Source organism: Streptomyces shaanxiensis, from assembly GCF_039537145.1.
Taxonomy (GTDB): Bacteria; Actinomycetota; Actinomycetes; order Streptomycetales; family Streptomycetaceae; genus Streptomyces; species Streptomyces shaanxiensis.
Window position 1 is genome coordinate 155,551 of sequence record NZ_BAAAZY010000019.1, and the last position, 24,069, is coordinate 179,619.

The 24,069-nt window shown below is 70.1% G+C and carries 24 protein-coding genes; 7 read left to right on the plus strand and 17 right to left on the minus strand.

The features are described from left to right. Positions 1-16: 16 nt before the first annotated feature. The 6 genes from ABD932_RS31210 (at position 17) to ABD932_RS31235 (ending at position 6,294) form a co-directional block, all read left to right on the plus strand. Complete coding sequence (locus ABD932_RS31210) at positions 17-1,390, plus strand: aspartate aminotransferase family protein (protein WP_345017780.1); 1,374 nt, start codon at positions 17-19, stop codon at positions 1,388-1,390. 232 nt (positions 1,391-1,622) lie between these two features. After that, entirely contained in the window at positions 1,623-2,363 is a 741-nt protein-coding gene (locus ABD932_RS31215) for an ABC transporter ATP-binding protein (RefSeq protein ID WP_345017782.1), read from the plus strand. Then, the gene (locus ABD932_RS31220) at positions 2,345-3,751 is read left to right on the plus strand and encodes a hypothetical protein (protein ID WP_345017784.1); all 1,407 of its coding nucleotides are present in this window, start codon (positions 2,345-2,347) and stop codon (positions 3,749-3,751) included. Before ABD932_RS31215 ends, ABD932_RS31220 begins: the two co-directional genes overlap by 19 nt. A gap of 118 nt (positions 3,752-3,869) precedes the next feature. Then, complete coding sequence (locus tag ABD932_RS31225; RefSeq protein WP_345017786.1) at positions 3,870-4,289, plus strand: VOC family protein; 420 nt, start codon at positions 3,870-3,872, stop codon at positions 4,287-4,289. Positions 4,290-4,326: 37 nt separating this feature from the next. Then, positions 4,327-5,448, plus strand: a complete 1,122-nt coding sequence (locus ABD932_RS31230; RefSeq protein ID WP_345017788.1) for an LOG family protein — start codon at positions 4,327-4,329, stop codon at positions 5,446-5,448. Between the two features lie 180 nt (positions 5,449-5,628). After that, positions 5,629-6,294, plus strand: coding sequence for an LAETG motif-containing sortase-dependent surface protein (locus ABD932_RS31235; RefSeq protein WP_425587544.1), 666 nt, complete (start codon positions 5,629-5,631; stop codon positions 6,292-6,294). Between the two features lie 67 nt (positions 6,295-6,361). On the opposite strand, the gene ABD932_RS31240 is transcribed toward ABD932_RS31235, so the two are convergent. The 11 genes from ABD932_RS31240 to rpsB form a co-directional block, all read right to left on the minus strand. Further along, a complete protein-coding gene (locus ABD932_RS31240; protein WP_345017792.1) occupies positions 6,362-7,159 on the minus strand; it encodes a maleylpyruvate isomerase family mycothiol-dependent enzyme in 798 nt (265 codons plus the stop codon). 25 nt (positions 7,160-7,184) lie between these two features. Then, positions 7,185-8,234 carry an ABC transporter ATP-binding protein gene (locus tag ABD932_RS31245; protein WP_345017794.1) on the minus strand — a complete coding sequence of 350 codons (1,050 nt, stop codon included), beginning with the start codon at positions 8,232-8,234 and terminating at the stop codon, positions 7,185-7,187. Next, on the minus strand, positions 8,235-9,917 hold the full coding sequence (locus ABD932_RS31250) for an ABC transporter permease (protein WP_345017796.1): 1,683 nt from the start codon (positions 9,915-9,917) through the stop codon (positions 8,235-8,237). It abuts the gene before it with no gap. Beyond that, positions 9,893-10,999 (minus strand): thiamine ABC transporter substrate-binding protein, encoded by a 1,107-nt coding sequence (locus tag ABD932_RS31255; protein ID WP_345017797.1) that lies wholly within the window; start codon positions 10,997-10,999, stop codon positions 9,893-9,895. The genes ABD932_RS31250 and ABD932_RS31255 overlap by 25 nt, the downstream gene beginning before the upstream one ends. A 221-nt stretch (positions 11,000-11,220) precedes the next feature. Next, positions 11,221-12,327: a dual-specificity RNA methyltransferase RlmN gene (gene rlmN / locus ABD932_RS31260; protein ID WP_345017799.1), complete on the minus strand. Its 1,107-nt coding sequence runs from the start codon at positions 12,325-12,327 to the stop codon at positions 11,221-11,223. Positions 12,328-12,387: 60 nt separating this feature from the next. Further along, the gene (locus ABD932_RS31265; protein ID WP_345017801.1) at positions 12,388-12,837 is read right to left on the minus strand and encodes an SRPBCC family protein; all 450 of its coding nucleotides are present in this window, start codon (positions 12,835-12,837) and stop codon (positions 12,388-12,390) included. A gap of 133 nt (positions 12,838-12,970) precedes the next feature. Continuing rightward, positions 12,971-14,158, minus strand: coding sequence for a phosphatidate cytidylyltransferase (locus ABD932_RS31270; protein WP_345017803.1), 1,188 nt, complete (start codon positions 14,156-14,158; stop codon positions 12,971-12,973). Next, complete coding sequence (gene frr / locus ABD932_RS31275) at positions 14,158-14,715, minus strand: ribosome recycling factor (protein ID WP_126395378.1); 558 nt, start codon at positions 14,713-14,715, stop codon at positions 14,158-14,160. Before frr ends, ABD932_RS31270 begins: the two co-directional genes overlap by 1 nt. A 170-nt stretch (positions 14,716-14,885) precedes the next feature. After that, complete coding sequence (gene pyrH / locus ABD932_RS31280; protein WP_345017806.1) at positions 14,886-15,644, minus strand: UMP kinase; 759 nt, start codon at positions 15,642-15,644, stop codon at positions 14,886-14,888. Positions 15,645-15,839: 195 nt separating this feature from the next. Next, positions 15,840-16,676 carry a translation elongation factor Ts gene (gene tsf, locus ABD932_RS31285; RefSeq protein WP_126395376.1) on the minus strand — a complete coding sequence of 279 codons (837 nt, stop codon included), beginning with the start codon at positions 16,674-16,676 and terminating at the stop codon, positions 15,840-15,842. 178 nt (positions 16,677-16,854) lie between these two features. Then, the gene (rpsB, locus tag ABD932_RS31290) at positions 16,855-17,748 is read right to left on the minus strand and encodes a 30S ribosomal protein S2 (protein WP_126395375.1); all 894 of its coding nucleotides are present in this window, start codon (positions 17,746-17,748) and stop codon (positions 16,855-16,857) included. A gap of 305 nt (positions 17,749-18,053) precedes the next feature. Here rpsB and ABD932_RS31295 point away from each other — a divergent pair, with 305 nt between their 5' ends. Then, positions 18,054-18,638: a murein hydrolase activator EnvC family protein gene (locus ABD932_RS31295; protein ID WP_345017810.1), complete on the plus strand. Its 585-nt coding sequence runs from the start codon at positions 18,054-18,056 to the stop codon at positions 18,636-18,638. 42 nt (positions 18,639-18,680) lie between these two features. Here ABD932_RS31295 and ABD932_RS31300 read toward each other — a convergent pair whose 3' ends face one another. The 6 genes from ABD932_RS31300 to ABD932_RS31325 form a co-directional block, all read right to left on the minus strand. Next, positions 18,681-19,238, minus strand: a complete 558-nt coding sequence (locus tag ABD932_RS31300) for a TetR/AcrR family transcriptional regulator (RefSeq protein ID WP_345018087.1) — start codon at positions 19,236-19,238, stop codon at positions 18,681-18,683. A gap of 95 nt (positions 19,239-19,333) precedes the next feature. Next, entirely contained in the window at positions 19,334-20,176 is an 843-nt protein-coding gene (whiG, locus tag ABD932_RS31305; protein WP_003997555.1) for an RNA polymerase sigma factor WhiG, read from the minus strand. A gap of 293 nt (positions 20,177-20,469) precedes the next feature. Continuing rightward, on the minus strand, positions 20,470-21,630 hold the full coding sequence (dprA, locus tag ABD932_RS31310) for a DNA-processing protein DprA (protein ID WP_345017813.1): 1,161 nt from the start codon (positions 21,628-21,630) through the stop codon (positions 20,470-20,472). Beyond that, positions 21,627-23,252 (minus strand): YifB family Mg chelatase-like AAA ATPase, encoded by a 1,626-nt coding sequence (locus ABD932_RS31315; RefSeq protein WP_345017815.1) that lies wholly within the window; start codon positions 23,250-23,252, stop codon positions 21,627-21,629. The genes dprA and ABD932_RS31315 overlap by 4 nt, the downstream gene beginning before the upstream one ends. A gap of 1 nt (position 23,253) precedes the next feature. Further along, on the minus strand, positions 23,254-23,637 hold the full coding sequence (locus ABD932_RS31320) for a YraN family protein (protein ID WP_345017817.1): 384 nt from the start codon (positions 23,635-23,637) through the stop codon (positions 23,254-23,256). A gap of 122 nt (positions 23,638-23,759) precedes the next feature. Then, on the minus strand, positions 23,760-24,068 hold the full coding sequence (locus ABD932_RS31325; RefSeq protein ID WP_003965949.1) for a DUF2469 domain-containing protein: 309 nt from the start codon (positions 24,066-24,068) through the stop codon (positions 23,760-23,762). Position 24,069: the final 1 nt, after the last annotated feature.

Consider the following 24,069-nt stretch of genomic DNA (forward strand, 5'->3'; position numbering starts at 1 on the left):
TGAGGACCCGATAACCGTGAGCACCAACAGCCCTCAGGACCTCAGCAGGACTGCGTACGACCACTTGTGGATGCACTTCACGCGCATGTCCTCGTACGAGAACTCCCCCGTCCCGACCATCGTCCGGGGCGAGGGCACCTCCATCTACGACGACAAGGGCAAGCGTTACCTCGACGGTCTCGCCGGCCTGTTCGTGGTCCAGGCCGGGCACGGCCGCGTCGAGCTGGCCGAGACCGCCTTCAAGCAGGCGCAGGAGCTGGCGTTCTTCCCGATCTGGTCCTACGCCCACCCGAAGGCCGTCGAGCTCGCCGACCGCCTCGCGGACCACGCTCCGGGCGACCTCAACAAGGTCTTCTTCACCACCGGCGGCGGTGAGGCGGTGGAGACCGCCTGGAAGCTCGCCAAGCAGTACTTCAAGCTGGTCGGCAAGCCCACCAAGTACAAGGTGATCTCGCGTGCCGTCGCCTACCACGGCACCCCGCAGGGCGCCCTGTCCATCACGGGTCTGCCGGGCCTGAAGGCCCCCTTCGAGCCCCTCGTCCCGGGCGCTCACAAGGTCCCGAACACCAACATCTACCGCGCCCCGATCCACGGCGACGACCCGGAGGCCTTCGGCCGCTGGGCCGCCGACCAGATCGAGCAGCAGATCCTCTTCGAGGGCCCGGAGACGGTCGCCGCCGTCTTCCTGGAGCCGGTGCAGAACGCGGGCGGCTGCTTCCCGCCCCCGCCCGGCTACTTCCAGCGGGTCCGTGAGATCTGCGACCAGTACGACGTGCTGCTCGTGTCGGACGAGGTCATCTGCGCCTTCGGCCGCCTGGGCACGATGTTCGCCTGCGACAAGTTCGGCTACGTCCCGGACATGATCACCTGTGCCAAGGGCATGACCTCGGGCTACTCCCCGATCGGCGCGTGCATCGTCTCCGACCGCATCGCCGAGCCGTTCTACAAGGGCGACAACACCTTCCTGCACGGCTACACCTTCGGCGGCCACCCGGTCTCGGCCGCGGTGGGCATCGCCAACCTCGACCTGTTCGAGCGCGAGAAGCTCAACCAGCACGTCCTCGACAACGAGGCCGCGTTCCGCTCGACCCTGGAGAAGCTGTACGACCTCCCGATCGTCGGCGACGTCCGCGGCAACGGCTTCTTCTACGGCATCGAGCTGGTGAAGGACAAGGCGACCAAGGAGTCCTTCAACGCCGAGGAGACCGAGCGCGTCCTGTACGGCTTCCTCTCCAAGAAGCTCTTCGAGAACGGCCTGTACTGCCGTGCCGACGACCGTGGCGACCCGGTCGTCCAGCTCGCCCCGCCGCTGATCTCCAACCAGGAGACGTTCGACGAGATCGAGCAGATCCTGCGCGCGACGCTGTCGGAGGCGTGGACCAAGCTGTGACGCGCCCGGCCACCTGGCCGACCCCGCCGACGGCGGAAGTCGATCTTCCGTCTGGATGATCAACACCGGCCCCGGAGCCGCCCGTTCGAGTGAGAAACGGCGGCCCGGGGCCGTGTGTTGTCCGGGGTCCGGGTGACGGCTGCCTAGCGTTCCTGTGACCGATCGGCCGAGCCATCGTTCCCCCGCACGGGGGATCAGGTACGGGAAACGGATCAGAAGCGAGGTGTACGTCATGGTGGCCCCGCCGGACAACGACGTGCTCTGGGCGCGCGCCCTGCACTTCACTTACAACGACGGCTCACCCGCGCTCAGCGGCGTCTCGCTCGGTGTCCAGGAGGGTGAGGTCCTCGCCGTCATCGGTCCGCGCGGCAGCGGCAAGACGACCCTGCTGCAATGCCTGGCCGGCCTGCTCCCGGTACGGCGCGGCGAGGTCTGGTTCAACAGCGTGCCGGTGCACAAGATGGGCCCGATGGACCGCGAACGGCTCCGCCGCGACCGCTTCAGCTGGATCGACCCGGCCCCGTCCCTCGTCCCCGAACTGAACGTCTGGGAGAACGCCGCCCTCCCGCTGATGCTGCGCGGCACCAGCCGTCGGCGTGCCAAGACGGCCGCGCTGGAGTGGCTGGAGCGCCTGGACGTCGGCAAGGCGGCCCGCAAGCGCCCGCACCAGCTGGTCCAGTCCGAACGCCAGCGCGTCTGCATCGCCCGGGCACTGGCGCCCTCACCCACGGTCCTGTTCGCCGACGAACCGGGGGCGCCCCTGCACCGCAGCGACCGCACGCAGGTCCTGCGCACCCTGACGACGGCGGCCCGCTCACACGGCATCACGGTCGTCCTGAGCAGCTACGAGGCGGACGCGGCGCCCCTCGCCGACCGCAGGATCACCCTCCTGGACGGACGGCGTGTGAACACCGTGCAGCTGCCCCCGGTCGGCGAGGCGGAAGGCCGGGCCGCGTGCTCGCTCTCCGCCTGACGCCCGGCGCCCAACCCGCCGTACAGCTGCGCCGCCTGCTGGTGGCGGCGGCGTCCGCGGGTACGAGTTTCCTGCTCCTGAGCGCCCTGGGCTACGCCCTGTCCCACCCGGATTCCCCCGGCTCGTCGCTCCTTCGCCTGGCCTGGTGCCTGCCCCCGATGGCCGCGACGATCCACTTCGCGGTGGCGGTGGCCCGCACGGACCCCGGCACCAAGCCCCGCCCCGGCCTCTCGGCGATCGGTCTGGGCCCGGCCCGCCTGATGGCCGTCTCGGCGACGACCACGGCCCTGTCCTGCACGCTCGGCTCGATGGTGGCCCTGCTGTTCTTCCTCCACCTGCGAGGCGACCTGACGGGCATGCCCTTCGACGGCGCCGCCGCGGAGTTCCTGGCCGCCGACACCCCCCTCCCCCTCCCGGCCACCCTGACCCTCCTCACCCCGGTACCGGCGATCGCCTCCCTGGCGGTGGCCTTCGCACTCCGCCCGAAGGAACGGCACCCGCAGACCCGGCCCGCGGGACGGTCGTCCGTCCGCGTCGGGGCGTACGGCACGTCGGTGGCGCGGGGGACGTTCGGGGCGTACGGCAGGTTCGGGGCCCATTCGGGGCGGGGTGGGGCGGCCGCGCAGGTCGCGGAGGACGGCACCCCGCAAGCACAGCCGAGCGACCCGACCCAGACGCCGGCCCCCACCCCGGGCGACCCGACGACCGACTGGACGGAAGCGGTGGCCGACCCCACCGACGTCACTGGCCCGGCTCCCGTTCTCCCCCCGGCTCCCCGCAAACCCCCCGCCGGCCTCCCCTGGGGCATCGCGGTGATCGCCGCGGGCCTGACCGTGGAGGCCTACGCGGTCCACGCGGCGACCGGCACCACCCTCACCATGCCCGTCGCCCTCCCCACCGGCCCCGCCGGCACCCTGCTGGGCTGGCTCCTCACCGCCCTCGGCCTCACCCTGGCCGCCCCCGGCCTCACCCACCTCTGCGGCCGCCTCCTCCAGACCGCACGCCCCGGCGCCCTCCGCCTCCTGGCCGGCCGCGTCCTCATGGCGGAAGCCGTCCGTATCGGCCGCCCCCTCGGCATCGTCTGCGCCGCGACCTCCGGGGCGTACGCGATGGCCACCCTCTCCGACCCCGACGCCACGTCCGCCTTCGGGCCCCTCACCACCGTCGGCGTCACCCTGGTCACCAGCTGCACCGTGGCCACCCTCCTGACGGCCGCCCTGGAGGCCAAGCAGGCCCGCGCCGAGACCACGGCCGCCCTGCTCCGCCTCGGTGCCCCCACCTCGATGCTCCGCAGCGCGGCCGCCCTGCGCGCCGGCGTCCTGGTGGCCTTCTTCGGCCCCCTCACCCTGATCGTGGCCGAGCTGGCGGCACTGCCCCTGGCGCGCTGAGGCCATCGGGCACCCCGCCGAAAACTCGTGGGAAAAAATCTCCCGCCCGGCGATGAGTTCCGCCCGACCCCCCGGTCTACCCCACCGAACAGCAACCACCCCGATGGGAGAGACCCCGATGACCGCGCCCGCGTACCAGCAGATGATCTTCGTGAACCTGCCCGTGAACGACCTCGACGCCTCGAAGAAGTTCTTCACGGAGCTCGGTTACTCGATCAACCCGCAGTTCAGCGACGAGAACGCCGCCTCCGTCGTGATCAGCGACACCATCGTCGCGATGCTGCTCACCAGGCCGTTCTATGCGACCTTCACCGACAAGGAGATCGCGGACGCCACGAAGACCAGCGAGGTGCTGGTCTGTCTGAGCGCCGAGAGCCGCGACAAGGTCGACGAACTCGTCGAGAAGGCCGTAGCCGCCGGCGGTACCGCCTCGGCGAAGACCCAGGACATGGGCTTCATGTACGGCCGTGCCTTCGACGACCTCGACGGCCACACCTGGGAGGTCGTCTGGATGGACCCGTCGGCCATCGAGGGCTGACGCCCGCCGGACGAAGCACGGTGCCTAGCATGGGCGCGTGCAGACGATGCCCGCCCATGCGGCCCACCACAACGACCGTGAGATAGAGACGCTGGAGGAGTTCGACGCGACCGTCTCGGCGCGCGGCAGCCTGGCCGGATTCCGTGTCCAGGCCGTCGACCTGACGGACCGTACGCGCGAACTGCTCGGCACGGACACGGCGGGCGCCGTCTTCCTCGGCTGCCCGATGCGCGAGGAGGCGGCCGCGAAGATCCGCACGGACGGCGCCCTCGTCTTCCCGCCGGTCCCGGACCTGCCCTTCGACCCGTACCGCGGCCTGGTCTACTCCCCCGACGAACTCTTCGCGTCCCTGGCGGACGGCTACGAGGCCACGCCCGACGCCCGCGCCTACGCCTGGTTCCAGCGGACCAAGGCGGACGGCGACATCCACGCCTCCATGCTGCGCGCGGTCCACGACGACTCCGTCTCCGACGCCCTCGACGAACTCCTCTCCGGCGCCCGGGTGGTCGGCGTCATGGGCGGCCACGCGATGCGGCGCGGCACGGAGGCGTACGAGGGTGCCGCGCGGCTCGGCCGGGAGCTGGCCCGCGCCGGTTTCACGGTCGCCACGGGCGGCGGCCCGGGCGCGATGGAGGCCGCGAACCTCGGCGCGTACGCCGCCCCGCACGACGACGAGATGCTCGCTGACGCCCTCCAACTCCTCGCGAAGGCACCCGGGTTCACACCCTCGATCACCGACTGGGCGGCGACGGCCTTCGAGGTGCGCGGCCGCTGGCCGAAGGGCGGCACGTCCATCGGCATCCCGACCTGGTTCTACGGCCACGAGCCGCCGAACCCCTTCGCCTCCCACATCGCCAAGTACTTCGCCAACGCCACCCGCGAGGACGGCCTCCTGGCCCGCTCGAACGCGGGCGTGGTCTTCCTGCCGGGCGCCGCCGGGACCGTCCAGGAGATCTTCGACAACGCGACTCCGAACTACTACGAGTCGCGCGGTGAGCCCACTGCGATGGTCCTGGTCGACCGCACGCACTGGACCGAGAAACTGCCGACCTGGCCCCTGCTCCAGTCGCTCGCGCGGGACCGCTCGATGGAGTCCCGTATCGCCCTGGTTGACCGGATCGAGGAGGTACCGGAGGCGTTGAAACGTCTCGGCGATTAATAAGAGGGCAAAGCCAACGCCTGTGGGCTGCATACACGTTGACACTGCTTATGTCACGCTTATAAACCTGTGAGACTCCTGGGGACGGTGATGACACATCACCGACCTCTTCAACCCCCCTCCGTGGTGCAACTCGTAAGGACAAACGTGTCCATAAACCGCCGTACCGTCGCACGTTCCGTGCGCGCCCTGGGTGTCGCCTCCGCCTCGGCGGCGCTCGCGCTCGGCCTCGCGGGCAACGCGCTCGCGTGCGACATCAGTGAATTCTCCGCCGAAGCCAAGTGCGACGGCGACAAGGGCGTCATCACGGTCACCGACGTGGACCCCAGCGGGATCCCGGCGACCGTCAGCGTGTACCTGCAGAACAACGGCGCCGACCTGAAGAAGATCGGCGAGCAGGTGGTCAAGGGCTCGCGCGAGGGTGTCACCATCACCTTCGCCGAGAACTGGAAGCCGGACGCGGAGTACCGCGTCCACGTCAAGGCCGCCGGCTATGTCGACGAGGACATCAAGCCGAACCTGACGACGCCGTCCACGGCCTGCAAGAAGGAAGAGGAGGAGCCGCCGGCTCCGTCCGACACCCCGACCCCGTCGGACTCCGCCTCGACCCCGGCCGAGGAGACCGACACCCCGACCCCGACTCCTTCGGAGAGCGAGAGCACCGCTCCCGCGGGCACCGAGAGCAACGCTCCGGCCCCGGCGGACGCCGGTGACTCCAACCTCGCCGAGACCGGTGCGAACTCCAACACCGGCCTGATCGCCGGCATCGCGATCGGTCTGGTCGCGCTCGGCGGTGGCGCCGTCTTCTTCGGCATGCGCCGCCGTGGGGCGAGCAGCGACCGCTGACGCCGTCGTACGCCCGTAGGGCCCGTCCCCGCTTCCGGGGGCGGGCCTTCGCCTTCCTCGGCCGGCGTCAGCCGAAGGTGGCCCGCTCCAGCCAGAACTCCAGCAGCTCCCGCTCACCGAGGACCTCCAACTGCGGGCTGTCCAGCGGCAGTCGACGGTAGAAGGCGAGCAGGACGGCGGTGAGGGGGCCGCGCAGCGCGACGGTCGCCTTCTCGTGGCCCCGGCGCCAGGCGACGGCGTCCTCGGCGAGGTCGATGAACCACTCCGCGTTCACGTCGGGGGTGTTGTCGGTGGCGTGCAGATGGATGCTGCTCCCCGGCCGCCGCAGTTCCCGCGACGGATCGTCCGGCAGCGTCCGCTGGGCCCACTCGATGATCTGCAGCCACTCGTCGATCGCGTCGGCGGCGACATCCGGCGCGACCTCGTAGGGCAGCCCGGCGGCGAGTGTCGCGTCCGCGCGGTGGACGGTGATCTCGTGGGTCATACGGCGGGCCCAGAACCCGGCGTTGAGGATCCCGGCCCAGCCCCACACCTTGGCGTCCGGACCCGCCTCCCGCAGGGCGGCGACTATGTTCTCGCCGGTCTCCGCGAGCCAGGCGTCCAGGGCCGCGGGGTCGCCCTTCTCCTCGGGGCCCTCGACCCCCGGCACCTCCTCCTCCGGGATCTCCTCCTGCGCCCGCGTCCGCACCATCAGCTCCACCCAGCGCAGGGCGCCGCCCGTGTGCCGTACGAGCTGTTCCAGCGACCAGTCGGGGCAGGTGGGCACGGTGGCCGACAGGTCGGCGCCGGAGGTCACGACAGCCCTCAACAGGCCTATCTGGTGGGCGATCTCGTCGCAGTAACGGTCATGTGCGAGCAGCGTCATGCCCCGCACCCTATGCGCGGAACGATCAACCGAGCAGGACAATTTCCGCTGCGTCGAACTCCACGCCGACCGTGTCCCCGACCTCCGGCGCGTCGCGCAGCGCACACGCCGCCTCCAGGCGCGGCGCGTCCTCCGGCTGGAGGTGCACGGCGACATGCGTGCCCTTGAAGGTGCGCGCCGCGACCGTGCAGCGCAGCCCGGCGTCGGGGGCCACGAGCCGCACCCCGGCCGGCCGGACGAGCAGCGTCCGCGTCCCCTGCCCGGCGCCCTCACCCACCGGCAGCTTGCCCCAGGGCGTGTCGGCGGCCTCCCCGGCGACGGCGCCCTCGACCACGTTGTCGAACCCGAGGAAGCGCGCCACGAACTCGTCCACCGGGCGCTGCCACACCTCGAGCGGCGTACCGCTCTGGGCGATCCGCCCGTCCCGCATCACCACGACCCGGTCGGCGAGCGCGAAGGCCTCGCCCTGGTCGTGCGTCACGGCCAGCACGGTGGTGCCCAACCGCCCGAACAGCTCCCGCAGTTCGACGACCAGCCGCTCCCGCAGCGAACGGTCGAGCTGGCCCAGCGGCTCGTCCAGCATCAGCAGCCGGGGCCGGGGCGCGAGCGCACGGGCCAGCGCGACCCGCTGCTGCTCCCCGCCGGAGAGGGAGGCGACGGCACGCCCGGCCGCTCCCGGCAGTCCGACCAGGTCGAGCAACTCCCGTACCCGCTCGGCCTGTTCACCCTTGGAGGCGCCGTGCATCCGCGCCCCGAAGGCCACGTTGCCGCCGACGTCCCGCTGCGGGAACAGCTGATGGTCCTGGAACATCAGCCCGACGCCCCGCTTGTGCGCGGGCACCCCGGCCTGGTCCCGCCAGTCGAGCGACACCCGCCCGGCATCGAGGGGTTGCAGCCCCGCCACCGCCCGCAGCAGCGTCGACTTGCCGCTGCCGCTCGGCCCGAGCACACACACGATCTCGTGCTCGTCGACCTCGAGGTCGACGCCGTCGAGCACGGCGCGCCCGCCGAAGCGCACGGTCGCACCCTCGAGGCTCAGCAGACCCGGCACCATCCGGACGTCACCCGTCAGCATCTAGAACTCCCCCGTCCGATCCGTACGAAGCCGCTCCAGCACCAGCAGCGCCACCGCGCACACCACCATCAGTACCGTCGAAAGGGCCATCGCCTGGCCGTAGTTGAGCTCGCCCGCACGCCCCAGCAGCCGCGCGACAGCCACCGGCAGCGTCGGGTTGTCGGGCCGTGCGATGAACACGGTCGCCCCGAACTCCCCGAGCGACACCGCGAAGGCGAACCCGGCCGCGATCAGCAGCGCCCGCCGCACCATCGGCAGATCGACCTCACGCCAGACTCGCCAGGGCGAGGCCCCCAGCACCGAGGCCGCCTCGCGTAGCCGCTGGTCCACGGCCCGCAGCACGGGCAGCATGGTCCGTACGACGAAGGGCACCCCGACCAGCGCCTGGGCCAGCGGAACCAGGATCCAGGTGCTGCGCAGGTCGAGCGGCGGCTCGTCCAGGGCGATCAGGAACCCGAACCCAACCGTCACCGCGGACACCCCGAGCGGCAGCATCAGCAGCGCGTCGAAACCGCGGACGAACCGCCCCGCGTCCCGTCGGGTCAGCGCGGCCGCTGCCAGACCGCCGATCAGCATGGCGATGAGGGTGGCGACCACGGCGTACTGCAGCGAGTTGCCGATCGCCTCGATGGGCGCGACGAGGAAGACCCCGCCGTCGGCGCTGGTCAGCGCCCGGTAGTACGCGAAGTCGGGCGCGTCCAGCGACCGCTGCACCAGCACGGCGAGCGGCAGCAGCAGGAGTACGACGATGACGGCCAGGACACCGGCCAGCAGCGCCCACTGCCCCGCCCCGCGCGGCCGCCGCGCGGTCACGGACGCGTCCACCAGGCGCAGGGCGCTCTCCCGCCGCCGTACCGTCCAGGCGTGCACGGCGAGGATCCCGGCCACCGCCAGGAACTGGATGATCGTCAGGACGGCGGCCGTGGACAGGTCGAAGATCTCGGACGTCTGCCGGTAGATCTCCACTTCGAGGGTCGAGAAGGTGGGGCCGCCGAGGATCTGCACCACACCGAAGGAGGTGAAGGTGAACAGGAAGACCATGAGCGCGGCGGCGGCCACGGCGGGTGCGAGGGCGGGGAGGGTGACCTGACGCCAGGCTTTCAGCGGCGACGCACCCAGCATCCGCGCGGCCTCCTCCTGCCGCGGGTCGAGCTGGGCCCAGAGCCCGCCGACGGTCCGTACGACGACGGCGTAGTTGAAGAAGACGTGCGCGAGCAGGATGGCCCACACGGTGGTGTCGAGCCGTACGCCCCACAGCTCGTCGAGGAGTCCGCCACGGCCGACGAGCGCGAGGAACGCCGTACCGACGACGACCGTCGGCAGCACGAAGGGAACGGTCACCACGGCCCGCAGGACCTGCTTGCCGGGAAAGTCGAAGCGGGCGAAGACATAGGCGGCCGGCAGTGCGATCAGCAGGGTGAGCGCGGTGGACGCGAGCGCCTGCCAGGTGGTGAACCACAGGACGTGCCGGATGTCGGACTGCCCGAGCACCTCCGCGAGCCGCCCGAACTGCCACACCCCGTCGACCTTCAGACCGCGCGCGACGATCGCGGCGACGGGGTAGGCGAAGAACAGCGCGAAGAACGCGACGGGCACGGTGATGAGGCCGAGCCGCGTCGCGCCGCCCTTGAAGGCCTTCGTACGGCCCTTGCCCGGGGCTACTTCAGTACGAGCGAGGTCCACGACTTGACCCAGTCGTCACGGTTGTCGGCGATCTTCGCCGGGTCCATGGTCTCGGGGTTCTCGGCCTGGGGGCCGTACTTGGTGAACTCCTCGGGCACCTGGGCGTCCTCGCGCACCGGGTAGACGAACATGTTGAGCGGCATGTCGTCCTGGAACGTCCTGGTGAGCATGAAGTCGACCAGCGCCTTGCCGCCCTCGGTGTTCTTGGCGTTGCTGAGCAGGCCCGCGTACTCGACCTGGCGGAAGCAGGTGCCGGTGGCGACGCCGGTCGGCGCGGTCGTCGGCTTCGGGTCGCCGTAGATGACCTCGGCGGGCGGCGAGGAGGCGTACGACACGACGAGCGGCCGGTCGGCCTTGGCCTTCTTGCCGCCGGCCGAGCCGGAGAACTCCTCGTTGTAGGCCTGCTCCCAACCGTCGACGACCTTGACGCCGTTGGCCTTGAGCTTCTTCCAGTAGTCCGGCCAGCCGTCGTCGCCGTACTTGGCGGCGGTGCCGAGCAGGAAGCCGAGGCCGGGCGAGGAGGTGGAGGCGTTCTCCGTGACGAGGAGGTTCTTGTACTCCGGCTTGATCAGGTCGTCGAGGGAGGTCGGCGGGGTCAGCTTGTGCTCGCTGAAGTACGCCTTGTCGTAGTTGACGCAGATGTCGCCGGTGTCGATGGGAGTGACCCGGTGCTTGTCCTGGTCGACCCGGTACTGCTCCTCGATCGCGTCGGAGCCCTTCGCCTCGTACGACTGGAACAGCCCGTTGTCGAGCGCCCGCGACAGCAGGGTGTTGTCGACACCGAAGAAGACGTCGCCCTGCGGGTTGTCCTTGGTGAGGATCGCCTTGTTGACGGCCTGCCCGGCGTCGCCGTCCTCCAGGACCTTGACCTTGTAGCCGGACTGCTTCTCGAACGCGGCGAGGACGTTCTTCGAGACGGCGAACGAGTTGTGGCTGACGAGCGTCACGGTCCTGGACCCGCCGGAGCCGCCGGATCCCTCGTCGTCGGACGACGATCCGCACGCGGACAGCGTGACCAGCCCAAGGCCGACGGCCAGGGCCACATACTTTCTGGTGATGCTGGTGGTGCTGGTGATGCTCACTGAATTCCTCCTGGGATGGACCAGGAAGAGACGCGGCCCTGCCCAGGAGTCCTTCTTCGGCTCCCGGGCAGGGCGCAACAGCTTGAGTGATGACCGAACTTCCTACCCAGAATGACCTGGGCGAGGTTCAGAGGGTCTGCGGGCCTGATTGCCGCACTCTCAGCGCTGTGGCGCTCCCCTGTCGGAATATGAAGATGTACGTACGGGTGTACGCGCTCAGATTACCGCTCGGTGGCCGCCAGCTGACCGCAGGCCCCGTCGATCTCCTGACCACGGGTGTCCCGGATCGTCACCGGTACACCGTGGGCGGCGATGGCCTCGACGAACGCCTTCTCGTCCTCGGGCCGGGACGCGGTCCACTTCGACCCGGGAGTCGGGTTCAGCGGAATGAGATTGACGTGCACGGGCTTGCCCTTGAGCAGCCGCCCGAGCCGGTCACCGCGCCAGGCCTGGTCGTTGATGTCCCGGATGAGCGCGTACTCGATGGACAGTCGACGGCCCGACTTCTCGACGTACTCGAACCCGGAGTCGAGGACTTCCCGCACCTTCCACCGTGTGTTGACGGGCACCAGGGTGTCGCGCAGCTCGTCGTCGGGGGCGTGCAGCGAGATCGCGAGCCGGCATTTGAAGCCCTCGTCGGCGAACCGGTGGATGGCCGGGACGAGGCCGACGGTCGAGACGGTGATCCCGCGCTGGGACAGCCCGAGCCCGTCCGGCTCCGGATCGGTGAGCCGCCGAATGGCGCCCACGACCCGGTTGTAGTTGGCGAGCGGCTCACCCATCCCCATGAAGACGATGTTGGACAGCCGAGCGGGCCCACCGGGCACGTCCCCGTCCCGGAGCGCCCGCATCCCGTCCACGATCTGATGGACGATCTCGGCGGTCGACAGATTCCGGTCCAGCCCCGCCTGCCCGGTCGCACAGAACGGGCAGTTCATCCCGCATCCCGCCTGGGAGCTGATGCACATGGTCACCCGGTCCGGATACCGCATCAGCACCGACTCGACGAGCGTCCCGTCGAACAGCCGCCACAGCGTCTTGCGGGTGTCGCCCTGGTCGGTCGACAGATGCCGTACGACGGTCATGAGCTCGGGGAAGAGCTCCTCCCGCAGCTTGGCGCGCGACCCGGCGGGGATGTCGGTCCACTGCTCCGGGTCGTGCGCGTACCGCGCGAAGTAGTGCTGCGAGAGCTGCTTGGCACGAAACGGCTTCTCACCGATCGCGGCAACGGCGTCCTTGCGCTCACCGGGCGTGAGATCGGCAAGATGCCGCGGCGGCTTCTTGGCTCCGCGGGGGGCGACGAATGTGAGTTCTCCGGGCTTAGGCATGGCTGTACCAGTGTCGCAGATCCACTGGAGTGACCCGTTCGGCACCGGGGCGGAGGACGTTCAGTCGGTCGTGCGCTCCAGCCGGTCCTTCAGCAGCTGCTCGTCGCGCGGCAGTTCCTTGCGGACCTGTGGCCGGACGACGAGGGGCACCAGGACCTTGCCCAGGCCGTGCCCTTCGAAGTCGATCTCTATGGTCACGCGGGAGCGCCGTCCGTCGTCGAGCGGCTCGATCTCACCGTGGGTGCGGGGCCTGACAGGGCCGTCGACCCCGTGCAGATCCCAGCTGTGCGGTGGGTCGAGCTCGTCGAACTCCACGGTCATCGGGATCTCTCGGGTGCCGATACGTCGGGTGACCCGGACCTGGGAGCCGGTGTGGACGGGCCCCTCGTCGAGTTTCTCCGCGGATACGGCGCTCAGCTGCCATTCCGGCAGGTGGGACGGGTCGGTGATATACGCGTAGACCTCGTCCGGCGCGCAGTCGACGTCGATGACTTCTCGGATGGCGGTCATGGTGACCCCCTTTGAGGTGCCTTGAGGGCGTACACCGGAATCGTCCCACCAGACGGCGCGGGACACCATCGCGCGCAAAACCGGGGAGCCCCCGCTCTACGAAGCGGAGGCTCCCCGGATACTGCCCGATCCGTCAGCCCGACCCCACGAACAGCACCAGCAGCAGCCACACCACCGGCGCCGTGGGCAGCAGCGAGTCCAGCCGGTCCATGATCCCGCCGTGACCCGGCAGCAGCGTGCCCATGTCCTTGATGCCCAGGTCGCGCTTGATCATCGACTCGCCGAGGTCGCCCAGCGTGGCGCTGGCCGCGACCGCGAGGCCCAGCAGCAGACCCTGCCACCAGGTGCCGTCGTCGATCAGGAAGTGCATGCACAGCGCGCCGGCCACCATCGCGAAGCTCACCGCGCCGAGCAGGCCCTCGCGGGTCTTGCCGGGGCTGATGCGGGGAGCGAGCTTGTGCTTGCCGAAGCGCCAGCCGACGGCGTACGCGCCGGTGTCGCTGACGACCGTCAGGAGCAGGAACGTCAGGACGCGGAACGCCCCGTCCTCGGCGGTGAGCATCATCGCGACGAACGTCGCCAGGAACGGCACGTAGAACGCCGCGAAGACGCCCGCGGTGACGTCCTTGAGGTAGCCCTCCGGCGGTTCGGTCATGCGCCAGACCAGTACGGCCAGTGCGGTCAGCGCCATCGAGACCCAGGCACCCTCGGCACCGCGGACGTACCCGGCGACGACCATGGCCGCACCGCCGAGCGCGAGCGGGACGAGAGGCGCCTTGATGCCCTTGCGCTCCTCGAGCCGCGTGGTCAGCTCCCACAGACCCACGACGACGGCGACCGCGACCACGCCGACGAACACGGCCTTGACGACGAACAACGAGGCGACGATCACCACGCCGAGTCCGACACCGACCCCTATGGCCGAACCCAGGTCGCGCCCCGCGCTCTTCTTCTGCGGCTGGGGCGCCGGCTGCGAGGCGTCGGGCATGGGCTCCGGATTCTGCGGCGCCGCCTCGTAGGGCCGCGCCTGCGGCGTGTCGTACTGCCGCGCATGCGGCTGCTGTTCGCGGAACAAGGGGCCGCTCAGCCGAGCGGCCCCCCGGTCGTCATCCTGGTCGTCGCCGTATCGAGGTACAGCGGGTCCGTCGGGCACGATGGGCATGGGGCGAGTCTGGTGCGCCTCAGGCGCATCGTACGCGGGACCCGCCGGGGCAGCCCCCTGGACAGATCCACGCTCGGCGGCGGCCCCCCAGTACCCGGCTTGCCCAGCGTGCCCGGCATGCCCGGTTTGTGGCGGCGCCCCCCAGGAAGAGTCGTTCATCAGACCTCGAGCAGCTCCGCTTCCTTGTGCTTCAGGAGCTCGTCCACCTGGGCGACGTACTTGTGCGTGGTGTCGTCGAGCTCCTTCTCCGCACGGCGGCCCTCGTCCTCGCCGATCTCGCCGTCCTTGATCAGCTTGTCGATGGCGTCCTTGGCCTTGCGGCGGACGGAGCGGATGGACACTCGCGAGTCCTCGGCCTTGCCCTTGGCGACCTTGATGTAGTCGCGGCGGCGCTCCTCGGTGAGCTCCGGGAACACCACACGGATGATGTTGCCGTCGTTGCTCGGGTTGACGCCCAGGTCGGAGTCCCGGATCGCCTGCTCGATGTTGCGCAGGGCCGTCTTGTCGAACGGGGTCACTACCGCCATGCGCGGCTCCGGCACGGAGAACGAAGCCAGCTGGTTGATCGGCGTCGGCGCGCCGTAGTAGTCGGCCACGATCTTGTTGAACATCGCCGGGTGCGCACGGCCGGTGCGAATCGCAGCGAAGTCCTCCTTGGCGACCACGACGGCCTTCTCCATCTTCTCCTCGGCCTCGAGGAGGGTCTCTTCGATCACCACTTGCTCCTGCGTGTCTTGAGTTAAAGGCCCGGCTGCGGTTCCAGGGTGGGGGCGGCGGCCGGCTGCGTCGCGTCTTCTTCCTGCACGGTTCCCGACCGGCAGGACATTGTCCATCCCCCGGTCAGGGTCCGTCCCGTCCGTCCCCCGGACGGGGTCGTTCTGGGGCGTCAGCCCTGGCTGCCCTGCTCACCCACAAGCGTGCCGATCTTCTCACCATTGACGGCGCGCGCGATATTGCCCTCCGCCAGAAGCTCGAAGACGAGGATCGGGAGCTTGTTGTCGCGGCACAGGGTGATCGCGGTGGCGTCGGCGACCTTGAGGTCGCGGGTGATGACCTCGCCGTAGCCGAGGGAGTCGAACTTGACCGCGTCGGGGTTGGTCTTCGGGTCGGAGTCGTAGACCCCGTCCACGCCGTTCTTGCCCATGAGCAGCGCCTCGGCGTCGATCTCCAGGGCGCGCTGGGCGGCGGTGGTGTCGGTGGAGAAGTACGGCATGCCCATACCGGCGCCGAAGATGACCACGCGGCCCTTCTCCAGATGCCGTACGGCACGCAGCGGGATGTAGGGCTCGGCGACCTGGCCCATGGTGATGGCGGTCTGGACCCGGCTGTCGATGCCCTCCTTCTCCAGGAAGTCCTGGAGGGCGAGGCAGTTCATCACGGTGCCGAGCATGCCCATGTAGTCGGAGCGGGCCCGGTCCATGCCGCGCTGCTGGAGTTCGGCGCCGCGGAAGAAGTTGCCGCCGCCGATGACGACCGCGACCTGCGCGCCGTCGCGGACGACGGAGGCGATCTCACGGGCGATCTTGTGCACCACGTCCGGGTCGACGCCGAGGCCCCCGCCGCCGGAGAAGGCCTCTCCGGACAGCTTCAGCAGAAACCGGCCGCGTACTTTGCCGTCGTCGCTCTTCTGGGGCTTGGTGGTCATCGAGATCCCGCCTTTGTTACGTGGTGCACATACGAAGAAGGCCATTGCCGGTTGGGGTGTGTTTCGCATCCCATGCGCGGCAATGGCCTCCTCGTCAGATCTGCTGTCGTCCGTCACGCGCGCGTGCGCGGTGACGGCGTCCGCCAACGACTGCCCTCGACCTTATAGGGGCCGGGCGCCGATCGCGGCACGGACTCAGATGCCGACCTTGATACGCGAGAAGCGCTTCAGGGTGACACCGGCCTCGTCCAGGATCTTCTGGACGGACTTCTTGTTGTCGAGCGCGTACGGCTGGCCGAGCAGCGTGGCGTCCTTGAAGAAGCCGTTGAGGCGACCCTCGACGATCTTCGGCAGGGCGGCCTCGGGCTTGCCCTCGGCGCGGGTGGTCTCCTCGGCGACGCGACGCTCGGACTCGACGACCTCGGCCGGCACGTCCTCCTTGGAGAGGTACTTCGGCGCGAAGGCGGCGATGTGCTGGGCGACGCCCTTGGCGACCTCGGCGTTGGGCTTGTCCAGCTCGACGAGGACACCGATCTGCGGGGGCAGGTCGGGCATCGTGCGGTGCATGTACGCGGTCACGAAGCCGTCGGCGTACTGCGCGAAGCGGTCCAGGACGATCTTCTCGCCCAGGTTGGCGTTGGCCTCGTCCACGAACGCCTGGACGGTCTTGCCGGCCTCGATCTCGGAGGCGAGCAGGGCCTCGATGTCGGCCGGGGAGGTCTTCGCGACGTGCTCGGCGATCGCGTTGGCGACAGCCTGGAACTTCTCGCCCTTGGCGACGAAGTCCGTCTCGCACTTCAGCTCGACGATGACACCGGAGGAGTTGTCGTCGGCGATGAGGGAGACCACGGCGCCGTTCTCGGCGGAGCGGCCCTCGCGCTTGGCGACGCCCTTCTGGCCCTTGATGCGGAGCGCTTCGACAGCCTTCTCGACGTTGCCCTCGGCCTCGTCCAGCGCCTTCTTGCAGTCCATCATGCCGGCGCCGGTGAGCTCACGGAGCTTCTTGACGTCGGCGGCGGTGTAGTTCGCCATGAGTCTGTGAATCTTTCTCGAAGTCTGGAAGATCGAAGATCTACGGGGTCTACGGCCCCATGGAGTAGCCGGGGCCGCTGACCTTCCGTCGACCTACGGGTGAACGGCGGGAGCGGACCTCACCGCGCCGGAGGCGCTATTGGCTGCGGTACTGCTCCCGCCGTCAACACCGACGGTGTCAGGCCTGCTCGCCCTCGGCGGCCGGAGCCTCGGCAGCCGGAGCCTCAGCGGCAGCGGCCTCGGCAGCGGGGGCCTCAGCGGCCGGAGCCTCGGCAGCGGCCGGAGCCTCGTCGGCCTTCTTCTCGCCCTCGAGCAGGTCGCGCTCCCACTCGGCGAGCGGCTCGCCCGCGGCCTTCTCACCCTTGTCGCCGGTGGCGACGCCGGAACGGGCGATGAGGCCCTCGGCGACGGCGTCGGCGATCACACGGGTGAGCAGGGTGACGGAGCGGATCGCGTCGTCGTTGCCCGGGATCTTGTAGTCGACCTCGTCGGGGTCGCAGTTGGTGTCGAGGATGGCGACGACCGGGATGTTGAGCTTCCGGGCCTCGCCGACCGCGATGTGCTCCTTCTTGGTGTCCACGATCCAGACGGCGCTGGGCACCTTCTGCATCTCGCGGATACCACCGAGGGTCTTCTCCAGCTTGGCCTTCTCACGCGAGAGGACCAGGAGCTCCTTCTTGGTCAGACCCGAAGCGGCGACGTCCTCGAAGTCGATCTGCTCGAGCTCCTTGAGGCGCTGCAGACGCTTGTAGACGGTGGAGAAGTTGGTGAGCATGCCGCCCAGCCAGCGCTGGTTGACGTAGGGCATGCCGACGCGGGTGGCCTGCTCGGCGATGGCCTCCTGCGCCTGCTTCTTCGTGCCGACGAACATGACCGTGCCGCCGTGGGCGACGGTCTCCTTGACGAACTCGTAGGCGCGGTCGATGTACGACAGCGACTGGAGCAGGTCGATGATGTAGATGCCGTTGCGCTCCGTGAAGATGAAGCGCTTCATCTTCGGGTTCCAACGACGGGTCTGGTGACCGAAGTGGACGCCGCTCTCCAGCAGCTCCCGCATCGTGACGACGGCCATGGCCGTTCTCCTTGAATTTCTCGGTTGTGCCGCGGGGGCCGGTCGGCTCCCGCGCCTGACGCCCACATGCGCCGTGCCACTAAGGACCGAGGGGCGCTGACACGGACCGTTTCCGGTTGTCGTGTCGGGGCGTGCGAAGTCGACCCGGTGACCCGGATCGCCAAAAGAAGTGTACGGGACCCGGGAGGCGCCGGGTGACGCCGCTGTCCACAACTCGGGAGTTATCCACAGATCCCGGCCATGATCGGCGGGGGTGCGGGACGGTTACCGGCATGCGAGAGATGCGATGGGCGAGGACGACAGGCATGGCCAGGGCATGCGGGCGGTTGGTGTTGCTGCTGCTCCTGACGGCGACCGCCCTGCTGGCACCGGCCCCACGACTGACCCCGACGGCCACGAGCGGGCCCGCGGCGCCGGCCCCGGACCCCACCGTGCCGGCGATCGGCCGAGCCTGGCCCGTCGGGTTACGTCCCCCGGTCCTGCGTGGCTGGGAACCCCCTCCGACACCGTACGACCGGGGCCACCGGGGCGTGGACCTGTCGGCCCCTGCCGGGGCGCCGGTACGAGCGGTCGCAGCGGGCCGGGTGTCCTTCGCGGGCCGGGTCGCGGGCAGGGGCGTCGTGTCGGTGGAGTTGACGGGGACGGGGAATCCGCCGCTGCGGACGACGTACGAGCCGGTGCGGGCGGTGGTGAAGAAGGGGGACGAAGTGGAGGCCGGAGAAGCGGTGGGCACCGTGGAGGCGACCGGCTCGCACTGTACGGCTACGTGCGTGCACTGGGGCCTGCGCAGAGGCGAGACCTATCTGGACCCACTCTCACTCCTACCGCCACAGCTACTGGGCAGGGGGCCGTCGAGGCTGCTGCCGGTGCTGGGGGTGCCGCTGCCGTAACAGATCACGGGTGGGCGCTGGAGCGGCGCGGGTGGGCGGGGCTCAGCCCCGAACGCCCCTCAGCGCCATCGAAACAGCCGCCTCGGTGATCGCCGTCGGCTCCTCCGCCGCCCCCAACTCGATCCGCCGCACAGCCGCGTCCACGACACCCTGCAACAGCATCGCCGCGAGCCGAGGCTCCGCGTGCCCCATCTCACCCAGCGCCTCGACGATCATCGCGACGAGCCCGCCGTGCGCCGCCCGGATCTTCTCCCGCGCCCCGGCGTCCAGCTCGCTCGCGGAGATCGCCACCACGGCGCGGTGCCGTCGGTCCCCCACCAGCGCGAGCTGCTGCCGCACATACGCCTCGACCTTGCCCTCGGGCGTCGACTCCCGCTCCATCGCCGCGGACACGTCCGCGGCCCACACAGGAAAGTCGACCTCGCACAGCTCCTCGACCACGGCGGCCCGTGACCGGAAGTACTCGTAGACGGACGACCGCGCGAGCCCCGTCCGCTCGGCGAGGGCCGGGAAGGTCAGCGCCTCCGTACCGCCCTCGGACAACAGGGATCGAGCCGCGTCCAGCAGGGCGGCTCGCTGCATCGACCGGTGCTCGGCCACGGAGGCCGCTCGAATCCTTGGCACGTCAACCACTCTACGGACGCGCCACCGCCGACGGGAGTCTCTCCACGGATCCCCACACACGTCCCGCCAGGTCAACGGCCGAAGCCGGCCAGCTTCGCCCGCAACTGCAGCACCGACTTGGTGTGGATCTGGCTGACCCGGCTCTCGGTCACACCCAGGACGTTCCCGATCTCGGCGAGGGTGAGCCCCTCGTAGTAGTACAGCGTGACCACGGTCTTCTCCCGCTCGGGCAGCGTGTTGATCGCCCGCGCCAGAAACCTCCGCAGCTCCCGGTCCTCGGCCACCTCCACCGGATTGTCCGCGGCGGTGTCCTCCAGCGTGTCCATGACGCTCAGCCCGTCGCCGCCCTCGCCGCCGACGTGCAGCAACTCCTCCAGCGCCACCACGTTCGCCAGCGACAACTGACTGAAGACCGCGTGGAGTTCGTCCACCGCGATCCCCATCTCGACGGCGACCTCGGCCTCCGTCGGCGTCCGCCGCAGCCGCGCCTCGAGCGTCGCGTACGCCCGCTCCACGTTCCGCGCCTTCTGCCGCACCGATCGCGGGATCCAGTCCAGCGCCCGCAGCTCGTCGATCATCGCGCCCCGGATGCGCGTGATCGCGTACGTCTCGAACTTGATCTCCCGGTCGATGTCGAACTTCTCGATCGCGTCGATCAGCCCGAACACCCCCGACGACACGAAGTCCGCCTGCTCCACATTGGGCGGCAGACCGACACTCACCCGGCCTGCCACGTACTTGACGAGCGGTGAGTAGTGCAGGATCAGCTGTTCGCGCAACCGCTCGTCCCCCGTCGCCTTGTACGACCGCCACAGCTCGTCGAGTGTCGAGGGTGCGGGCGGCCGCACGCTGCCACCGTCACGGGCGGCTGGGGGGATCGCCGCCCGGTCGGACCCGGAGGTGTGCTGGGGCATTCGTTGCCTTGTGCCGTTCTGCCGTGAAGTGGGGGCGCCTGGGGGAGCTGCCGGTCTGATGTCGTTCTGTCGCTGTTGCGGGGTCGAGGTGCCGGTCTGCGCCGGAATCCTCGTGAGCGTAGCGTGACTGCGGTGTCGCGGTGCGCGAAGGGCGGAGCACAAGCCGTACGCAGATACGTTCCGCTGGACGCCCCGCCAGGGGACGGCGATAGCTCTACGTGATCACCCGAACACCCCAACTGGGGGAATTCACAAGGGCGTCCGTGTTCCCCCGTACGGCCGAACACGCTCGGTCAGCATGGACTTCGACCGGCCCGAACGGTCATCATCGCCTGGCGTGTCAACTTCCAGCCGTCGCCATGTCGTTCGACGTAACCAAGTGAGCGGAGTTCGTACAGTCTCGCGATCGCGTCGTCCTCGCTGGTCTGCGCGCCGCGCGCGACCTCGTCCGCCCGTGCCGTGCGGCGCCCGGGCAGCGCGGCCAGGACTCTGCGAGCCCGCGGCTCCAGCAGATCGCGCGGGAGGACGGGCCCGCGCCGCTCGGGCGCCAGTTCTCCCATGTCGCCCACGAGTTCGACGACCTCCGCGGCGTCGGTGACCAGCACGGCATCCCCGCGCAGGAGTTCGTGCACGCCCGCGGAGAGCCCGCTGGTGGCCGGGCCGGGCACCCCCATCGTGTGACGTCCCAACCGCTGGGCCGCCCGCGCGGTGACGAGTGAGCCGCTGCGATGGGCGGCCTCGACGACGACCGTGCCCCGGGTGAGTGCCGCGATCACCCTGTTCCGCACGATGAATCTGCTGGGCGTCGGGTGATCGCCGGGTGGCAGCTCCCCGATCACGAGTCCCTGGTCCGCGATCCTGTTGATCAACTGGGTGTGCCCGCGGGGATAGGGCCGGTCGACCCCGCAGGCGAGCACGGCGACGGTGGCGCCGCCGGCTCCCAGGGCGCCCCGGTGAGCGGCCCCGTCGACCCCGTAGGCGCCGCCGGACACGACCACCCATCCCCGCTCGGCCAGCCCGCCGGCGAGGGTGGCCGCCATGTGGGCCCCGTACTCGGTGCAGGCCCGAGCGCCGACGACGGCCACGGACCGCAACGCCCACATCCGCAGACTGGCCCGTCCCCGCACCCACAACCCGAGGGGCCGGGCGTCGCCCAGATCATCCAGTTGCTGCGGCCACTCGACGTCGCCCGGACACAGAAACCGCACGCCGGCATCCCGGGCCACGGCGAGATCCCGATCGGGCTCGGCCCGCAACGCCCGAGCCCGCAACCCGTCCCACCGCTTGTAACTCACCCCGGGTAAGACCTCCACCCCCTCCCGCAACCGCCGCACCACTTCCCCCACCCCGAACTCCCGCACCCACCGCCCGGCAACCTCGTCCCCCGGCTCGACGACCCGACCGAGAAAGACCCGGCCGAGCAGCTCGTCGTCCGGCTCCTCCCTCCCGTTCACGTCAGCGCCCCGATGGCCATGGGCACGCCTCGCGGAACGCCGGTGCGCAGTTGCAGCGCCAAGGCGACGTCCGTCGCGTCGGGCCGGTCGTGACCGACGAGGTCGGCGACGGTCCAGGCGACGCGCAGCACGCGGTCGAGTCCGCGGGCGGTCAGTACGCCGCGTTCAAGGTTCCGTTCGGCCTCGTCCATGGCGCCGGTCGCGGCGTACCACCGGCTGCGCAGCTCACGTCCGGGGATCTCGCTGTTGGTCCGCCACGGGGTGCCGGCGAGCCGGGGCGCCGCGCGCTCCCGGGCGGCCCGCACTCGATCGGCGACCGTCGCGGTGGACTCACCTCGGGCCCCGCGCGCCGTCAGCTGGGCGCGCGTCACACGGTCCACCTCGACCCGGAGGTCGACCCGGTCGAGCAGCGGCCCGGACAGCCGGGCCTGATAGCGGCGGATCGACGAGGGCGGGCACTCGCACAGGTCGTTGGTCTGGGAGAAGCGGCCGCAGGGGCAGGGGTTGGCCGCGAGCACCATCAGGAACTTCGCCGGAAATCGCACGACTCCCGCACTGCGCGCGATCACGACGTGGCCGGCTTCCAGGGGCTGCCGCAGGGCGTCGAGGGCATGGCTTTTGAACTCCGGTGTCTCGTCCAGGAAGAGGACGCCTCGGTGGGAGAGCGACACCGCACCGGGCCGCGCGATCCCGGCGCCTCCGCCGACGAGCGCCTGCATCGTCGCCGAGTGATGCGGGGCGCAGTAGGGGGCCACGTCGATCAGGGGCTTGCCCGGAGGCAGCAGCCCCGCCACCGAGTGGACCGCCGTGACCTCCAGCGACTCCTCCCTGCTGAGCCGGGGCAGGATGGCCGGCAGCCGCTCCGCGAGCATGGTCTTGCCGGCGCCGGGCGGTCCCTCCAGGAACAGGTGGTGCCCGCCCGCCGCGGCGACCTCCACGGCGGTGCGTGCCGAGATCTGGCCGACCACATCGGCGAGGTCGTGCCCGTGGTCGGGCTGGGCGGCGCCCATGCTGTGCATGCCGGTGGCCGCGCCTGTCCCCGGCACCCGCAGACCCGCGAGCAGCGGATCCGGGCGGCCCTGTGCTTCGGGTTCCTCGTCGGGCACCGGTTCGTCCGCGAGAACGGCGATGAGCTGACGCAGACTGCGCACTCCCAGTACGGACACACCCGGCACCAGCGAAGCCTCGGCCGCGGCGCGCTCCGGGACGACCACCTGCTCGTAGCCCGCGTCGGCCGCGGCCAGCACGGCGGGCAGGATGCCCCGGACGGGACGTACACGTCCGTCCAGGCCGAGCTCTCCGATCATCACGATGTCGGCGAGGACCCGCGGATCGATCCGCTCGGAGGCGCCGAGGACGGCGCATGCGACGGCCAGGTCGAAGCCGCTGCCCGCCTTGGGCACCGATGCCGGGCTGAGCCCGACGGTGAGCTTCTTCTGCGGCCACTCGCCACCCGAGTTCACTACGGCCGCCCGCACCCGGTCCCGGCTCTCCGAAAGGCTCTTGTCCGGCAGTCCGACCAGAGTGAACGCCGCCACCCCCGGTTCCAGATCCGCCTGGACCTCGACCACAACCCCCTCGACGCCCACGAGGGCCACCGAGCACGTCCGAGCGAACCCCATGTCAGGCCACCCCCCGCGCGTGCTCGACCACCGGGGCGCCGCGCTGTGGCAGGAGGACACCCACCAGGTCGATGCGGACGCCTCCGGGTGGGGCCCCGCCATGGGCGTGGAGCCAGCTTTCCGCCAGGCCCCTGAGGCGTTCCGCCTTCTCAGGGGTCACCGCGGCCATGGGGTGCTCGAAGGCACCCGTCCTGCGGGTCTTGACCTCGCAGACGACCAGGACGTCGCCGTCCCGCGCCACGATGTCGATCTCGCCTGTCCTGCCGCAGCGCCAGTTGCGCTCCAGGACCGTCATGCCGGCCTCGACCAGCCGCCGTGCGGCCAGCGTCTCGCCGTACCTGCCCAGTGCGCTGCGTGCGTTTCCCGTGCTCGTGTTCGTGCTCATGTCGGCACCACCTCCGGCGCCAACATTGAGGGCAGCTCACCGAGCTATTGGATCTTGGTGGACAAGTTCGCGATTGTGGATAACTTCCTCACCTCTGCGGGTGAACGTCACCCGCAGGGCGGCTAACCGCCCGGAAGCTCCAGATCACTCTTGTTCAGCTCCTCGATGTTCACGTCCTTGAACGTGAGCACCCGGACCTGCTTCACGAACCGCGCCGGCCGGTACATGTCCCACACCCAGGCATCCGCCATGGACACCTCGAAGAACACCTCACCCTGAACCGAGTGCACCTGCATCTCATAGTCGTTGGTCAGGTAGAAGCGCCGCTCAGTCTCGATCACATACTTGAACAGACCGACGACATCGCGGTACTCCCGATAGAGCTTGAGCTCCATCTCGGTCTCGTACTTCTCGAGGTCCTCGGCGCTCATG

Bases quoted from the DNA above. Each gene is read 5' to 3' on its own strand.
- ABD932_RS31215 (WP_345017782.1), top strand. From the start codon at position 1,623: ATGGTGGCCCCGCCGGACAACGACGTGCTCTGGGCGCGCGCCCTGCAC.
- ABD932_RS31225 (WP_345017786.1), top strand. From the start codon at position 3,870: ATGACCGCGCCCGCGTACCAGCAGATGATCTTCGTGAACCTGCCCGTG.
- ABD932_RS31240 (WP_345017792.1), bottom strand. From the start codon at position 7,159: ATGACGCTGCTCGCACATGACCGTTACTGCGACGAGATCGCCCACCAG.
- ABD932_RS31245 (WP_345017794.1), bottom strand. From the start codon at position 8,234: ATGCTGACGGGTGACGTCCGGATGGTGCCGGGTCTGCTGAGCCTCGAG.
- rlmN (WP_345017799.1), bottom strand. From the start codon at position 12,327: ATGCCTAAGCCCGGAGAACTCACATTCGTCGCCCCCCGCGGAGCCAAG.
- ABD932_RS31265 (WP_345017801.1), bottom strand. From the start codon at position 12,837: ATGACCGCCATCCGAGAAGTCATCGACGTCGACTGCGCGCCGGACGAG.
- ABD932_RS31270 (WP_345017803.1), bottom strand. From the start codon at position 14,158: ATGAACGACTCTTCCTGGGGGGCGCCGCCACAAACCGGGCATGCCGGG.
- pyrH (WP_345017806.1), bottom strand. From the start codon at position 15,644: ATGACCACCAAGCCCCAGAAGAGCGACGACGGCAAAGTACGCGGCCGG.
- tsf (WP_126395376.1), bottom strand. From the start codon at position 16,676: ATGGCGAACTACACCGCCGCCGACGTCAAGAAGCTCCGTGAGCTCACC.
- rpsB (WP_126395375.1), bottom strand. From the start codon at position 17,748: ATGGCCGTCGTCACGATGCGGGAGCTGCTGGAGAGCGGCGTCCACTTC.
- ABD932_RS31295 (WP_345017810.1), top strand. From the start codon at position 18,054: ATGGCCAGGGCATGCGGGCGGTTGGTGTTGCTGCTGCTCCTGACGGCG.
- whiG (WP_003997555.1), bottom strand. From the start codon at position 20,176: ATGCCCCAGCACACCTCCGGGTCCGACCGGGCGGCGATCCCCCCAGCC.
- ABD932_RS31315 (WP_345017815.1), bottom strand. From the start codon at position 23,252: ATGGGGTTCGCTCGGACGTGCTCGGTGGCCCTCGTGGGCGTCGAGGGG.
- ABD932_RS31320 (WP_345017817.1), bottom strand. From the start codon at position 23,637: ATGAGCACGAACACGAGCACGGGAAACGCACGCAGCGCACTGGGCAGG.
- ABD932_RS31325 (WP_003965949.1), bottom strand. From the start codon at position 24,068: ATGAGCGCCGAGGACCTCGAGAAGTACGAGACCGAGATGGAGCTCAAG.